13 protein-coding genes are annotated in these 14,344 nt (G+C 66.1%); 5 read left to right on the top strand and 8 right to left on the bottom strand.

Going from position 1 to position 14,344, the window contains the following annotated elements; translation table 11 throughout:
• The first annotated feature begins 1 nt into the window (after window position 1).
• Window positions 2-1,018 (top strand): inorganic phosphate transporter, encoded by a 1,017-nt coding sequence (locus tag CXQ90_RS13015; RefSeq protein ID WP_104139679.1) that lies wholly within the window; start codon window positions 2-4, stop codon window positions 1,016-1,018.
• A gap of 194 nt (window positions 1,019-1,212) precedes the next feature.
• Here the strand turns inward: CXQ90_RS13015 and pstB are convergent, their stop codons facing one another.
• From pstB to pstS, 4 genes are all read right to left on the bottom strand, one after another.
• The gene (gene pstB, locus CXQ90_RS13010) at window positions 1,213-1,992 is read right to left on the bottom strand and encodes a phosphate ABC transporter ATP-binding protein PstB (RefSeq protein ID WP_104139678.1); all 780 of its coding nucleotides are present in this window, start codon (window positions 1,990-1,992) and stop codon (window positions 1,213-1,215) included.
• 75 nt (window positions 1,993-2,067) lie between these two features.
• Window positions 2,068-3,177: a phosphate ABC transporter permease PstA gene (pstA, locus tag CXQ90_RS13005; protein ID WP_104139676.1), complete on the bottom strand. Its 1,110-nt coding sequence runs from the start codon at window positions 3,175-3,177 to the stop codon at window positions 2,068-2,070.
• Complete coding sequence (gene pstC, locus CXQ90_RS13000; RefSeq protein WP_104139675.1) at window positions 3,178-4,110, bottom strand: phosphate ABC transporter permease subunit PstC; 933 nt, start codon at window positions 4,108-4,110, stop codon at window positions 3,178-3,180.
• Between the two features lie 121 nt (window positions 4,111-4,231).
• Window positions 4,232-5,350 (bottom strand): phosphate ABC transporter substrate-binding protein PstS, encoded by a 1,119-nt coding sequence (gene pstS / locus CXQ90_RS12995; protein WP_104139673.1) that lies wholly within the window; start codon window positions 5,348-5,350, stop codon window positions 4,232-4,234.
• Between the two features lie 305 nt (window positions 5,351-5,655).
• Between pstS and CXQ90_RS12990 the strand changes: the two genes are divergently transcribed.
• On the top strand, window positions 5,656-6,207 hold the full coding sequence (locus CXQ90_RS12990; RefSeq protein WP_104139750.1) for a flavin reductase family protein: 552 nt from the start codon (window positions 5,656-5,658) through the stop codon (window positions 6,205-6,207).
• Window positions 6,208-6,273: 66 nt separating this feature from the next.
• Here the strand turns inward: CXQ90_RS12990 and CXQ90_RS12985 are convergent, their stop codons facing one another.
• The 3 genes from CXQ90_RS12985 to CXQ90_RS12970 form a co-directional block, all read right to left on the bottom strand.
• On the bottom strand, window positions 6,274-7,206 hold the full coding sequence (locus CXQ90_RS12985) for a threonine/serine dehydratase (RefSeq protein ID WP_104139748.1): 933 nt from the start codon (window positions 7,204-7,206) through the stop codon (window positions 6,274-6,276).
• 193 nt (window positions 7,207-7,399) lie between these two features.
• Window positions 7,400-7,879, bottom strand: coding sequence for a hypothetical protein (locus CXQ90_RS12975; RefSeq protein ID WP_258064522.1), 480 nt, complete (start codon window positions 7,877-7,879; stop codon window positions 7,400-7,402).
• Between the two features lie 10 nt (window positions 7,880-7,889).
• Window positions 7,890-9,809, bottom strand: a complete 1,920-nt coding sequence (locus CXQ90_RS12970) for a primary-amine oxidase (protein ID WP_104139672.1) — start codon at window positions 9,807-9,809, stop codon at window positions 7,890-7,892.
• 122 nt (window positions 9,810-9,931) lie between these two features.
• On the opposite strand from CXQ90_RS12970, the gene CXQ90_RS12965 reads away from it, so the two are divergent.
• The 3 genes from CXQ90_RS12965 to CXQ90_RS12955 all read left to right on the top strand — a co-directional run bounded on the left by CXQ90_RS12965 (window position 9,932) and on the right by CXQ90_RS12955 (window position 12,793).
• Window positions 9,932-10,522 carry a TetR/AcrR family transcriptional regulator gene (locus tag CXQ90_RS12965; protein ID WP_104139670.1) on the top strand — a complete coding sequence of 197 codons (591 nt, stop codon included), beginning with the start codon at window positions 9,932-9,934 and terminating at the stop codon, window positions 10,520-10,522.
• Window positions 10,523-10,589: 67 nt separating this feature from the next.
• On the top strand, window positions 10,590-11,687 hold the full coding sequence (locus tag CXQ90_RS12960; RefSeq protein WP_258064521.1) for a D-TA family PLP-dependent enzyme: 1,098 nt from the start codon (window positions 10,590-10,592) through the stop codon (window positions 11,685-11,687).
• A gap of 146 nt (window positions 11,688-11,833) precedes the next feature.
• Window positions 11,834-12,793: a helix-turn-helix domain-containing protein gene (locus tag CXQ90_RS12955; protein ID WP_104139669.1), complete on the top strand. Its 960-nt coding sequence runs from the start codon at window positions 11,834-11,836 to the stop codon at window positions 12,791-12,793.
• 36 nt (window positions 12,794-12,829) lie between these two features.
• Here CXQ90_RS12955 and gdhA read toward each other — a convergent pair whose 3' ends face one another.
• Window positions 12,830-14,167 (bottom strand): NADP-specific glutamate dehydrogenase, encoded by a 1,338-nt coding sequence (gene gdhA / locus CXQ90_RS12950; protein WP_104139667.1) that lies wholly within the window; start codon window positions 14,165-14,167, stop codon window positions 12,830-12,832.
• Between the last annotated feature and the right edge of the window lie 177 nt (window positions 14,168-14,344).

The raw sequence follows: 14,344 nt of genomic DNA, 5'->3' as shown, positions 1-14,344 counted from the left end.
CGTGACGCTGTTCATCTTCGCCCTGGTGGTGGTCCTGGCCGCAGCCTTCGCGTTCATCAACGGCTTCAGGGATGTGTCCACGGCTGTGGCCCTGGCCGTCCGCACCCGGGCGCTTACGCCGACGGTGGCCGTCCTGCTGGCGGCCATCTTCAACTTCATCGGCGCCCTGCTCAGCGCCGGACTGGCCGTTGCCGTCAGCCAGAACTGGATCACCCTTCCCTCCGGCAACAGTGGGCTGACCATCCTGGTGGCCGGGCTGGCCAGCGCCTGTGTGTGGGGCCTGATCCTGTGGTGGCGCGGCGTACCGTCATCCTCCACGCATGCATTGGTGGGCGGCTTGGCGGGCGCCGGTACCGCGAGTGTGGTGGTGGGCGGCAATTCCGTGGGCGGCGTGGACGCCTCCCTCCTGCATCAGGTTGTCCTCCCCCTGGTGTTTTCCCCGGTCATCGCCTTCATCTGCGCCTACCTACTGGTCTTCCCGGTCACCTGGGCCGCCCGCTATGCGCAACCGAGTGTCATCAACAAGCGCTTTAGGGCCGCACAGTCGATCGTCGCCGGGGCTGTCGCCTTTGGCCACGGGCTCCAGGACGGGCAGCGCATCAGCGCAGTGCTACTCCTGGCCCTTCTGGCGGCGGGATACAGTGGCGGCGGCTCGATCCCGCTGTGGGTGGCGATGCTTTCCGCCGTTGCGATCACTGTGGGGACACTGTTCGGCGGTTGGCGCATCTCGCACACACTGGGCTACCGGCTCATCCGGATTGATCCGCTCCGCGGCGTGGTGGCACAGGGCTTCAGCGCCATTCTGCTGTTCATCGGCGCGATCGGCCTCCACTGGCCCGTCTCCACCACGCACACCGTCACGGCGTCCGTTCTCGGCGCGGGTGAAAACCAGAACTTCGCCGCAGTCCACCGGAAGCTGGTGATCCGAATCCTGTGGCTATGGGTTCTTACGCCGGTTGCCACCGCAGCCGGCGCCTTCGTCCTTGAGCTGGCAATGTCGCCGCTCATCGGGGCGTAGCCCCACCCATCGAAAGCGCAAACGGCCCCTCTGAGCGTTCAGAAGGGCCGTTTACGGGCAATCGAGGGCGGCGGTGGCTGGGCCCACGCCGCCAGGGGTCCCTGGCCGAGCTTGCGAGGCGAGGGCGGCGGTGGCTGGGCCCACGCCGCCAGGGGTCCCTGGCCGAGCTTGCGAGGCGAGGGCGGCGGTGGGGATTATCCGAAGCGGCCGGAGACGTAGTCCTCAGTGGCCTTCTGGCTCGGGTTGTTGAAGATGGTGCTGGTCTCGGCGAACTCGATCAGCTTGCCCGGCTTGCCGGTTCCGGCGATGTTGAAGAACGCCGTCCTGTCCGAAACGCGGGCCGCCTGCTGCATATTGTGGGTCACGATCACCACGGTGTACTGGTCCTTGAGCTCGTTGATGAGGTCCTCAACGGCCAGGGTGGAGATCGGGTCCAGAGCGGAACACGGCTCGTCCATCAGGATCACCTGCGGCTCCACGGCGATGGCACGGGCGATGCACAGCCGCTGCTGCTGGCCGCCGGAGAGACCGGAACCCGGCTTCTCCAGGCGGTCCTTGACCTCGTTCCACAGGTTGGCGCCTTGGAGCGAGCGCTCCACGAGGGCATCGGCCTCGCCCTTGGACATCTTCTGGTTGTTCAGCTTCACGCCGGCCAGCACGTTGTCCCGGATGGACATGGTGGGGAACGGGTTGGGCCGCTGGAAGACCATGCCGATCTGGGAGCGGACCGTGACGGGGTCGACGCCGGGGCCGTACAGGTTGTCGCCGTCGAGTAGCACTTCGCCCTCGACGCGGGCGCCCGGCAGGACCTCGTGCATGCGGTTGAGCGTCCGCAGGAACGTGGACTTGCCGCAGCCGGAGGGGCCGATGAACGCCGTGACGGACTTGGCTTCGATGTTGATGCTGACGTCTTCGACGGCAAGGAAGTTGCCGTAGTAGACGTTCAGGTCTTTGACGTCGATGCGCTTGGACATGATGTTCCTTTAACTTGCTGGTATGGATTGAAGTCTAGATCCCGGCTGCCCGTTCCGGAACGGCCGGGGACCTGCCTAGCGTCCGGTCTTCGGGGCGAAACTCTTGGCAATCAGACGGGCGCCGAGGTTCAGGAGCATCACCAGGAGGATGAGCACCAGCGCGGCACCCCAGGCCCGCTGCGAGGACGGGTCCGGGTTGGACGGCGAGGTCGGGTTCAGGATCTGCGTGTAAATGAACGTGGGCAGGGAGGCCATCCAGCCACCGAACACATTGTTGTTGATGGTCGTGGCGAAGCCCGCCGTCACCAGGATGGGTGCGGTCTCGCCGATCACTCGGGCGATCGCGAGGGTGACGCCGGACGCGATGCCGGAGATCGCCGTCGGAATGACTACCTTGAGGATGGTGCGCCATTTGCGGACGCCCAGGGCGTAAGCCGCCTCGCGGAGCTCGTTGGGGACGATCTTGAGCATTTCCTCGCTGGAGCGGACCACCACCGGGATCATGAGCACTGAAAGCGCGACGGCGGCGACGGCGCCCGTTTTGGTGCCTGGGCCAACAATGGCGAAAAAGAACGCTGCGGCAAAGAGGCCGGCCACGATGGACGGGATGCCGGTCATGACGTCCACGAAGAACGTGATGGCGCGGGCCAGGGGGCGGTCGTTGCCGTACTCGACGAGGTAGATCGCTGTCAGCAGGCCCACGGGTACAGAGATAACTGTCGCCAGCAGGGTGATCTGGAGCGTGCCCATGAGCGCATGGTAGATCCCGCCGAGGACGGCGCCGGTCCCTTCGGCCGCCCTGTTGTCAAAGACGCCCGTTACGCCGTTCATGGACGTGCCCAGGAACCCTGGCGTGATAATGCCCGGGATGCCGTTGACCAGGACGGTCCAGATCACGGAAATGAGCGGCAGGAGCGCAATAAGGAAGGATCCCATCACGAGGCACGTGGCGAGCTTGTCCTTGGCCTTGCGTGAGCCTTCCACGGCGGCACTCCAGCCCACCAATCCTGCAGCGAAGAGGATGGCGGAGAGAAGGCCCCAGCCGAAGGCGTTGAAGCCAATCAGCGCGAGGATCGCTGCGCCGAGAACCAGCGCCACGGCGAGGACGACGTACGGGGCAAACTTGGGCAGCTGGCCCTTGGTCAGTGCGGACCTTTTGCGGGCCGGCGTCAGGGTGGAGGTCATTTAGTTGGCTCCCGAGAATTCTTTGTGCCGGCTGATGATCCAGCGGGCAACCATGTTGACGGCCAGGGTGATCACGAAAAGGATCAGGCCAGCGGCAATCAGCGTGTTCACCTTCAGGCCGCTCGCCTCAGGGAAGTTAAGCGCGATCTCGGCTGCGATGGTCTGGTTGCCAGATTGAATCAGGCTGGCGGTGAGGGCGCCGGAGGAAAGCACCAGCGCCACGGCCATGGTCTCGCCGAGCGCCCGGCCGAGGCCCAGCATGACGGCACTGATGATGCCCGGGCGGGCGAACGGCAGGACGGCCATCTTGATCATTTCCCAGCGCGTTGCGCCTAGGGCAAGTGCGGCTTCCTCGTGCAGCTTGGGGGTCTGCAGGAAAATCTCGCGGGCCAACGACGTGATGATCGGAAGCACCATCACGGACAGCACGATGCCTGCGGTCAGGATGGTCTTGCCGGTGGCTGATGCAGGTCCCTGGAAGATGGGCAGCCAGCCCATGTTGTCCGCGAGCCAGTCATAGGCCGGGGAAATTTGGCTGGCCAGGAAGGCCGCGCCCCAGGCGCCGTAAATCACGGAGGGGATGGCGGCGAGGAGGTCAATCACGTAGCCGAGGCCGGAGGCCAGCTGCCGCGGCGCGTAGTGCGAGATGAAGAGCGCGACGCCGATGGCAACCGGCGTGGCGATGACCAGCGCGATGACGGCCGCGATGAGCGTGCCGATGACAATCGGCCAGATGTAGGCAAAGAAGCCCTTTCCGCCTTGGATATCCGAAGCAGGGGCCGTGAAAGCCGGAAGGGCCTGGATGAGGAGGAAGAGCGCAACGCCGAACAGCACGGCAAGGATCAGGCACCCTGCTGCCAGGGCGGCTCCGGAGAAGACTTTATCCCCGGCGCGGCCTGCGCCACGGGAACTTGTCAGGGAGGTGGTGGTCATACCTGGCCCTTCGGTGTTGGTGTTGCAGAATTGTGGATCTTTGTGGAGCCGGTTTTTACACGGCTAAGTTCCCCGCCCTGCCTTTCGGCTGGGCGGGGAACTTCGGCGTTCAGTTCAAACCTTACGACTTGACCTTGATGGCTTCGATGGCCTTGGTAGCCTTCTCCGTCAGGGCGGAGGACAGCGGAGCCGACTTTGCGGACTCGGCGGCAGCCTTCTGGCCCTCTTCGGAGACTACGTACGTCTCAAAAGCCTTGACCAGGTCAACGGTCTCCTGCTTGTCATAGGCGGAGCAGACTACGTGGTACGAAACCAGCACGATCGGGTAGGCGCCGGACTCGGTGGTGGTACGGTCCAGCTTGATCGCAACGTCGCTGGCGGCGCGGCCTTCGACGGACTTGCCGGCGTCAACGGCCTTGGCAGCGGCCTCCGGGGAGATCTTGACGAACTCGGAGCCGACCTTGATCTGGGCGGTGCCCAGCTTGCCGCCAACTGCGGAGTCATCTGCGTACGTCACTGCACCCGGGGTGTCGGTGACGGTCTTGACGACGCCCGACGTGCCCTTGGCGTTCTCGCCCTTCAGCGAAGCGGGCCACACGCCGTCGGCCTCGTCCTTCCAGACCTCCGGAGCCGCAGCCGCGAGGTACTCGGTGAAGTTCGTGGTGGTGCCGGAGTCGTCGGAGCGGTTAACCGGGGTGACCTTGAGGTCCGGAAGCTTGACATCCGGGTTCAGGGCAGTAATGGCGGGGTCGTTCCACTTGGCGATCTCGCCGCGGAAGATCTTGGCCGCCGTGGGAGCGTCCAGCTTCAGGTCCATGACATCCGGCACGTTGAACGCGATGGCGATCGGGGAGATGTAGACCGGGATGTCGATGGCGCCTTCAGGGCCGCACTGGGTCTTGGCGCTCGCGAGCTCCTCGTCCTTCAGGTAGGCGTCGGAACCGGCGAACTGTGCCGAGCCGTCGAGAATGGCCTTGCGGCCAGCCCCGGAACCGTCCGGTGAGTACTGCACGGTGGCGCCCTGGTTTGCGGCGGCGAAGTTGGTCTTCCAGACGTCCATAGCTGCGCCCTGCGCAGAGGAACCGATGCCGGTCAGGGTTCCGGTGACCTTGGTGCCGGCAGCGGACTGCGTGCCTGCAGGAGTGTTAGTGGCGTTGTCTGAACCGCAAGCGGTGAGCGCGAGTGCGCCAACGGCGATGACAGCGATAGCCGCGTGGCGGCCGAAGCGGAGTGCCTTCACTGGGTGTACCCCTTCCAGGGTTTTCTGATGCGATCCGAACCGGAGACGTCCGGACAGGGAGCTGCGTACTTTTTGTACCTTCATCGAAGTTATGGGCCGCAGGTAACGAGTGTTGGGGTCAAAGGTGAACGGAAGGTTAACGGCAGCGGGACATTGGCTTACACATGCAGGGTCAGCATTGCGTTAGTTACGTCACAGCCGTAGGGGACCATCTTCCCATGCACGGCTGCGAGGCGCGGTTCCACGGGCTTGTTCCCTCCTGAAACTGGGCACGCCGCCCGGCATCGCGTGACACGATGGGCTTCATGGAGACACCCGGGAACCTGGATGCACACCGCCTTGGCGAGGGGCCGCCGTCGGACGCTGACGTGGACCTGTACCGCAGGCTCAGCAGCGACATCGCCGCCGGCGTCGGCGTGGTTTCCACCGTGCTGCGCAACCGCGATTATGCCGCGACCGTCAGCGCGTTCCTCTCAGTTTCCTACGATCCGCCGACCCTGCTGGTCAGCCTCTATTCGGAATCGCGGATCGGCGAGGCGGTTGCCGAAGCGGGTACGTGGGCGCTGAGCCTGCTGTCCGGCAATCACCAGGGCACCGCGAACTGGCTGGCCAGCCCCGGGATCCCGCTGCACGGAATGCTCGCGCAGGTTCCCTTCCGACGCGGTCCAGCCACGGGAGCGGCCGTTATCGAAGGAGCCCTCGCCTACTTTGAGCTGCGAACGGTATCCGTTCATCCGGCCGCCACCCACCTGCTCGTTGTCGGAGAGGTCTTGGCGATGGGCAGCGACGCTTCACCGGCCGAGGCGTCGGACCCGCTGCTGCATTTCGGCTCCGAGTTCCGCCGGCTGGCGCCCTAGGCCCGCCGCATTAGCCCGCGCTGAGTCGACGTACATCCTCTGGGGCTCAGCCTCCGGCGGGGACCGTCAGACGGTGGAAGGGTCCGTGTTGGCGCCGCACAGGATAACGGCAACGCGTTCGCCCTCCGCCGGAACGTAGGCCCCCGACGTCAGCGCAGCATAGGCGGCCGCGGCACCGTGCTCCACGACCATCCGGTACTCGGCCCACAGCAGCGAGCGCGCGGCGACGATCTCGTCGTCGGACACCAGCAGGCTCTTCACGCCGGTCCTGACCGCAACTTCAAAGCCGATCTGCCCGATTCGCCGGGCTCCCAGGGAGTCCGCCGCGATCCCGGCGACGGCCACGTCGACCGGGGCTCCCGCCTCGAGGGCAGCACGGAGCGTGGGGGCAGTGGCTGGCTCCACTCCCACCACGTTGGCCAGGCCTTCGACGGCGGCCGCAATCCCGGCCATCAGGCCCCCGCCGCCCACGGCCACCAGCACGGTGTCCACGCCGTCCAGCTGTTCCAGGAGCTCCGAACCGACCGTGCCGGCAGCCGCGGCAATCTCCGGCTGGTCGTAGGCGTGGCAGTACACGGCGCCGGATTCGGCTGCATAAGCGACGGCGGCGTCGTAGGCGATGGCGTATTCGGCGCCGCGCTGGATGACGGAGGCCCCGGATTCCCTGAGCTTCTTCACCTTCATGGCGGGGGCGGTCTCCGGGACAAAGACGGTGGCCGGCACGCCGGCCTGTGCAGCGGCATAGGCGTTGGCCAGGCCGGCATTGCCGCCGGAGGCCACCACGATTCCGACGTCCTCCTTCAGCTCGCCGCGTTCACGGCAGGCAAGCACCCGGTTGAACGCACCGCGCGCCTTGAACGTCCCGGTGTGCTGCATGAACTCGCACTTCAGCCACACGTTCCCGGCATAGCTCCCCCGGTCCGCTGCTATCACCGGGGTGCGCCGCACCAGCCCGGCAATTCTGGCGGCGGCTTCATCGACGTCAGCTCGCGTGATCATTTCATCCCCGGGTGGCAGTGGTTCGGTGGTTCGGTGGTTCGGTGGTTCGGTGGTTCGGTGGTTCGGTGGTTCGGTGGTTCGGTGGTTCGGTGGTGCGGCCGGCCTGAGCCCCCGCAGGCCTTTGCGCAGGCCTTTGCGCAGGCTAAATCCGATCATATCCGGCCAGACGACTCGATCACCGGGGGGCGCTAGGTCACCGGCGCCGGAGCCGGGCCAGCAGCGTGGCGGCGAGCAGCGCCGTCGTAATTTCCAAGGCGACGATGGCCAGCAACCCGCCAGAGGCAGAACCAGCCGCGGACCAGCCCGCCCCTGCTGCCGGCAGGGCCGTCCCGTGGCTGTGACCGGCCGCCGCGCCACCGGCAGCACCACCCAGGAGCAGGGCGGCGTGCAGCACCGTCATGGCCAGCCCGCATGCCATCACCTGCCGCAGGGAACCCGCCCTTCCATCGCGCCAGATGTGGAAAGCGCAGGGCAGGCAGACTCCCACCATGGCCAGCATCAGCACGTTAAGCCACAGCCCGTGGTGGCTGCCCGTGACGAGCCAGAGGTGGACCAGGCAGGATGCAGCCGTCGCAGCGGCGACAACCCGGGAGTGGACAAGCCGGGAGTGGACAATGGGGCCGGGGCGGAGGACGGGGCCGGCGGCGCGGCCCCGTTCCCGAAGGGCTGTCAACGGCGTCAGCCTAGCCGTGGCAATGTCCGCCGGAAGCCGGCTGCGAACCGGCAGGCACATCGAGTACGGGGCTGCGGTCAAAGAATCCTTCGGGGCGCAGCTTGAAACCGACCGTGTCCACCGGCATGATCGGCCAGTCTTCGGTCCGCGGGAAGTGGGTGAGGCCGAAGGTGTGCCAGACAACAATGTCCTGCCCGTCGATGTCCCGGTCCTGGGCGACGTAGGCCGGCAGGCCCGCTCCTCCGGCGTGCTGGTTCACGAAGTCCCCGGTGGGGTAGCGCTCGTCTTCCGCGAACCGGGTGACCCACAGGTCCTTCGTCGCGAAGGCGGCGCGCTGCGCGATGGAGGACCCCGGATCAGCCAGAAGTGTGGGCTGGCCCTGCGCGTGGAGTTTGAAGCCCACCGGCTCGCCGAGCCGGTTGCGCGAGTCCGGATTGGAGATGATCCAGGTGCGGCCGTTGCGCGCGTCAGCTTCACGGACGGCTTCCGATTCGCGGGCCAGCAGGGTGCGCCGCCGGGAGAAGGCGTTGCCCCGTTCGTTGCCCTCCCCCATCGGCTGCCGGACAACGTCCTCTTCCTCGACCCGGTTGGTGAACCCGTCGATCGCCATGTCCAGGCGGGCGCTGAAAAGGTGCTGGTGGAAGGGCGCCCCCAGCCCGGGAGCCAGCTGCGAGATGTTGTCCGACCCTCCCTCGGGGTAGGCACTGGTGAAGACCACGCCGGTGGCCTTGGCCTCGAACTCGATGGTGCCGTCCAGGTACAGGTACCAGTAGAAGCCGTAGTCGTAGTTGCCGATGGTGGTGAAGAAGGAGATCACCAGGCGGCGGTTCCGGCGCGTGTAGTTGACGCCGGACCAGAGGTCGCTGTGCTTGGCCAGGATGCCCCAGTCCTCCTCATGCATGCAGATGCCGTTGCGGATCTCGCGGGGGTTGCCGAAGGCGTCGCTGATGACCGGGCTGAGGTAGGTGATGTCACCGAGGCAGTCGCACCCCAGTTCGAGCGAGTTGGCGTACTGGCCCACCAGGTACTCCCCCGTGTCGAAGTAGTTCTGCCACGACCGGATCGGGGACGGATCACCGTAGGGAACCACCATCTCGGCGATGGATGCGCGGTTGATGATGGGGCGCCTCCGCTCACCGTCCTGGAAGGCGAGGTTGTGCAGCACCACGCCTTCGCGGACATCAAAGCCGACGTCCAGGCTCCACTTCTCCCACTCCACGTGGTTGCCGCCGGCCACGGTGAAGCTGGGCCCTTCTGGCTGCGTGATGCTGATGGGCTTCTGGGTGGTGCGGAGCGGGCCGGTCAGCTCCGGATCGGTGTAGTTGCCGTGTTCCGCGGGAACGGGGAACACGCCGGTGTCCAGCACCTGGGTCACCGTCTTGCTGACGACGTCGACGTAGGCCACGAGGCCGTCCACCGGATGCGCCCAGGCGCTGTCCTGCGGGAACTCCTGCACGAACGCGAGGCCCCGGAGGATCCTGCGCCCCTTCTCCTCCGGGTATTCGAAGACGCCGGCCGACAGCGGGGCCACGCGCACCTTGTTGACCTCCAGTCCACGCTCCGCGAGCGCGCTGAGCCACCGTTCGTCGGAGGCGAGGAGTTCCTCGACGACTTCGAACTCCTCCTCGAGTACGGGGAGTTCACCCGTCACGGAAGTGTCCAGTTCGACGGCGGAAATCACCGCGCCGCCCGTGGCCGAGACGGTGACGTCCAGGGGTTGCCCGCCGGTCACATCGTGAATGAAGACCCGGAAGCGCCGGTCCTCCTGTTCGGGCGTCGCGCCCCGGGCCGGATCCAGCAGGCCGAGGTAGGCAATCCGCTTCTCCGGGCCCAGAAGTCCGCCGGCGCTAAGAATGCCCTGGACGTCCGTGATTTCGGCGCCCGTCGCCAGGCGGTGCGGCGTAAGCGTGTCAGTTATGGAGGGGGTCATGACGGCCTTTTGTCCGGGACCTTGGCAGGTCGGATTTTTATTTTCTATAGTTGTAGAGAATAAACGGTCCGTAAGATGGATCACAAGGGTTCGACACAAAAAAGTTCCGGGGGAGCGCCAGCGTGCCAAAGATTGTTGACCATGACGAGCGTCGCCTGGAACTGGTTGACGCGACCTGGCGGATCATCGCCAAGCTGGGCATCGAGGGCGCCACCATGCGCGAAATTGCCACCGAAGCAGGCTTCGCCAACGGAGCCCTCAAGCCGTACTTCCCCACCAAGGACACCCTCCTCGCATTCGCCTTCAGCCACGTTTTCAACCGGACCAACCAGCGAATCGAGGCGGTCACCGCCGGCAAATCCGGGATCGCTGCCCTGCGGGCCTTCTGCGTGGAAGTGTTGCCGCTGGACGAGGAGCGCATCAACGAGGCGCGGATCGTGATCCCGTTCTGGCAGAAGGCGGTCAACGACCCCGCAAAGGCCGCCATCCACCGGGAATCCATGGAGCAGTGGCACGCAGCGTTACTGGGGCACCTCGCGGAGGCGAGGAAAAGCGGCGCCGTCACAACCGCCGTCGACGACGACGCGCTCGCCGGCCAGCTGCTGAACATGCTCCTCGGCGCCCAGATATGGGCAGCGCTGGCCCCGGAAGGCCGCACCGACCTCGGACTGAACGAACAGCTCGAGGGCTTCCTGGCCCTGCTGACCCGCTAGCCTTGTGAGTTCAAGACCCCGCCCCCGGACCGCGACGGCGGAGATGACCAACCAGGAGATGCCGGCTGTGACCATCCCAAAGGAAATCGACACGCCGGAAGTCATGGTCGACCTGGACATACTCGAGCGGAACATCGACCGCATGGCATCGGCTGTCCGGGCAAAAGGCCTACGCCTGCGCCCGCACGCCAAAACGCACAAGATCCCCGAGATCGCCGCCCGCCAAATCGCTGCGGGAGCATCGGGCCTTACCGTGGCAACCATCGGCGAAGCGGAAGTGTTTGCAGCTGCGGGTGTCGATGACCTGTTCATCGCCTATCCGCTCTGGATTTCCCCCCAAAAAGCCGACCGGCTGCGGCGCCTGTCGGAAACTGCACAAATCGCCGTCGGCGTGGATTCCGCGGCAGGGGCGGCCATGCTGGGAACCGGGCTGGGGAAGGCGGCCGGGAGCGTGAGCGTTCTCCTGGAGGTCGACAGCGGCCACCACCGGAGCGGGGTCCGTCCGGAGGCAGTGGTGCCGGTGGCCCAAGCAGCGGCACAGGCCGGCCTGAAGGTCGCGGGAGTCTTCACCTTCCCGGGCCACAGTTATGCGCCCGGCATGCCGGCCGAGGCGGCCCGGCAGGAGCAGCGGGCCCTGCACCAGGCGTCCGAAGTCCTCGCCGCGGCAGGGTTCCACATCACCTGCCGAAGCGGCGGCTCAACCCCGACGGCGATGCTGACCGAGAATTCGGTGGCCACCGAGGTGCGTCCGGGCGTCTATGTCTTCGGCGACGCCCAGCAGCTGGAGCTGGGGCGGTGCGCCGTCGAGGACATCGCACTGACCGTGGCGGCCACGGTGGTCAGCCAGCATGAAACCACGGCGGACGGCCCCGCACGCTTCATCATCGACGCCGGCAGCAAGGTTCTCGGCAGCGACCGGCCGGCATGGGCAAGCGGCTTCGGCCGGCTGATGGACCAGCCCGACGCCCAGATCACGGCATTGTCGGAGCACCATGCCACCGTCGAGTGGCCCGAGCGCGCGACCGTGCCGGCGATCGGACAGAGGCTGCGCGTCATCCCCAACCATGTGTGCCTTGCGATAAACCTGGCCGACGACGTCGCAGTCACCAGCCGCGGTGAGCTGGTGGACCGGTGGGCCGTGGCCGCCCGGGGGAAGAACAAGTGAATACGCAGCCAGCCAGGGAATCTTTTTTCGACATGTGTTGAAAAAAGATGACACGGCGGAACTTCGCCGCTAACCTGAAATGACTGTGTTCCAGGACACAGTGCTGGGGACTAACTTCAGATGGCCATCCGTCGTCAGGAACATCCATGTCTGCAATTACTGCCCGCCCCGGGCGCCAGGACGTCCACACCCGCGTGGCGGGATCGTTCGACCATTGGCGGCACCTCGTGGCAGAATCCTTCGTGCCGCTGCTCGCCGAGACGGCCGACGCCGGCGGCTTCCGCGGCCGAATGCGGTCCCGGGTCATGGACCGCCTGTGCATCGTGGAGGTCTCCGCGACGCGGCACGAGGTGCACCGCACGCCCGCCCTCCTGGCGCAGTCGGACCAGCGCTACTTCAAACTCAATCTCCAGCTGGAAGGGACCGGGCTTCTCATCCAGGACAACCGCGAGGCGGTGCTGCGGCCCGGAGACCTGGCCATCTACGACACCAACCGGCCCTACACCCTCGCCTTTGAGGAACGGGCGCGGATGATGGTGGTCATGTTCCCGCACGACGCACTGTCACTGCCGCCCGACTATGTGGGGCAGCTCTCGGCGGTCCGGTTGTCAGGCGGCAGTGGCCTGACGGGCATTGTGGGTCCGTTTATTGCTCAGCTCGCCGAGAACCTGGAGGCCCTCAGCGGCCCCAGCGGTTCGCGGCTGGCCGCCAACGCGCTCGACCTCGTGTCAACTATGCTGCACTCGGAGCTGGCCGTGGCACCGGACAGGATGAAGCCCCAGGCAGTGCTGGCAACCTCGGTCCGCGAGTACATTGAGGCCAACCTGGCGGACCCGGACCTTTCGCCGGCCAGCATCGCGGCGGCGCACTTCATCTCCACGCGGCACCTGCACAACGTGTTCCACGAATCAGGCTCGACCGTTGCCAGCTGGATCAGGAGCAAGCGGCTGGAGCGTATCCGCCGCGACCTGCGGGACCCTCTCCACGCGGGCACGTCGGTAGGCGCCGTCGCGGCGCGCTGGGGATTCCTGGACGCGGCCCACTTCAGCCGCACCTTCCGCGAAGCGTTCGGCGAATCCCCCACCGACTGGCGGCGCGGCGCCTGACGCCGCCTGCCGTTGTGGATCAGGCCTGGATCGGCCCTAGATCAGGCCCTGGGCCAGCATCGCATCGGCCACCTTGACGAATCCGGCGATGTTCGCGCCCGCCACGTAGTTTCCGGGGGCGCCGTACTCATCCGCGGTTGCTGCGCAGCGGTCGTGAATTCCCACCATGATCTCGGTCAGCCGCTGTTCGGTGTGCTCAAAGCTCCAGGAATCCCGGCTCGCGTTCTGCTGCATTTCAAGGGCCGAGGTGGCGACGCCGCCTGCGTTGGCAGCCTTGCCCGGCCCGAACAGCACGCCGGCGTCCTGGAACACCGCCACCGCCTCACGCGTGGAGGGCATGTTGGCGCCCTCGCCGACGGCGAGCAGCCCATTCCGGACAAGCCGGGCAGCGGCATCGCCGCCGAGTTCGTTCTGCGTAGCGCAGGGCAATGCCACGGCGGCATCAACGTCCCACACCGAGCCGCCCTCCACGTAGGCGACGTGGGTCCCGCGCACGGCGTAGTCCTTGAGCCGCCCGCGTTCCACTTCCTTGATCTGCCGGAGCAGGCCGACGTCGATTCCCGCCTCATCCACGACGTAGCCGGAGGAATCGGAACAGGCCACCACGGTGGCGCCGAGCGACTGGGCTTTGGCGATGGCGTTGATGGCCACATTGCCGGAGCCCGACACCACCACCCGCCGGCCGTCGAAGGAAGCGCCGCGGGTCTTCAGCATCTCCTCCGTGAAGATCACCGTGCCGAAGCCCGTGGCCTCCGGCCTCACCAATGATCCGCCCCAGGAAATGCCCTTGCCGGTAAGGACGCCGGATTCGTAGCGGTTGGTGATGCGCTTGTACTGCCCGAACAGGTAGCCGATTTCTCGCCCGCCCACGCCGATGTCACCGGCGGGAACGTCGGTGTATTCACCGATGTGACGGTACAGCTCGGTCATGAACGACTGGCAAAAACGCATGATCTCCGCGTCGGAGCGGCCGCGTGGATCGAAGTCGGAGCCGCCCTTGCCGCCGCCGATGGGCATGCCGGTGAGGGCATTCTTGAAGATCTGCTCGAAGCCGAGGAACTTCACGATCCCCAGGTACACCGAGGGATGGAAGCGCAGGCCGCCCTTGTAGGGACCCAGCGCGGAGTTGAACTCCACGCGGAAGCCGCGGTTTATCTGCACCCGGCCGGCATCGTCCGTCCACGGGACCCGGAAGATGATCTGCCGTTCGGGCTCGCAGAGCCGCTCCAGCACTGCGCCTTCAAGAAATTCCGGGTGGCGGTCGTGCACCGGACCCAGGCTTTCGAACACCTCGGTAACGGCCTGGTGGAACTCGGCTTCTCCCGGATTCCTGGCCAGGACGGTATCCCTGATGGCCTCGAGCCGTGCATCCATGATGATTCCTTACGTCGAACCGGGCGCGGGAAGTCTCCGGCATACGCCGGACCGGCACCCTTTTATTGAAACTTCAACATATCCAATTGTGACTGCACGGGCCACGCATGGCCAATCGGCCTTCGACTAACCTCCGTATTGTGACATTTAATTTCCATGAAACGAAAACAATGGCCT

Origin of the sequence: Arthrobacter sp. ZGTC131 (assembly GCF_002929275.1) — a bacterium.
Taxonomy (GTDB): Bacteria; Actinomycetota; Actinomycetes; order Actinomycetales; family Micrococcaceae; genus Arthrobacter.
Note: the sequence above shows the minus strand (reverse complement) of the source record. Positions and strands in the feature narration are given on the sequence as shown.

Coding starts and splice junctions, on each gene's coding strand:
- pstB (WP_104139678.1), bottom strand. CDS start 1,992: ATGTCCAAGCGCATCGACGTCAAAGACCTGAACGTCTACTACGGCAAC.
- pstA (WP_104139676.1), bottom strand. CDS start 3,177: ATGACCTCCACCCTGACGCCGGCCCGCAAAAGGTCCGCACTGACCAAG.
- pstC (WP_104139675.1), bottom strand. CDS start 4,110: ATGACCACCACCTCCCTGACAAGTTCCCGTGGCGCAGGCCGCGCCGGG.
- CXQ90_RS12990 (WP_104139750.1), top strand. CDS start 5,656: ATGGAGACACCCGGGAACCTGGATGCACACCGCCTTGGCGAGGGGCCG.
- CXQ90_RS12985 (WP_104139748.1), bottom strand. CDS start 7,206: ATGATCACGCGAGCTGACGTCGATGAAGCCGCCGCCAGAATTGCCGGG.
- CXQ90_RS12970 (WP_104139672.1), bottom strand. CDS start 9,809: ATGACCCCCTCCATAACTGACACGCTTACGCCGCACCGCCTGGCGACG.
- CXQ90_RS12955 (WP_104139669.1), top strand. CDS start 11,834: ATGTCTGCAATTACTGCCCGCCCCGGGCGCCAGGACGTCCACACCCGC.
- gdhA (WP_104139667.1), bottom strand. CDS start 14,167: ATGGATGCACGGCTCGAGGCCATCAGGGATACCGTCCTGGCCAGGAAT.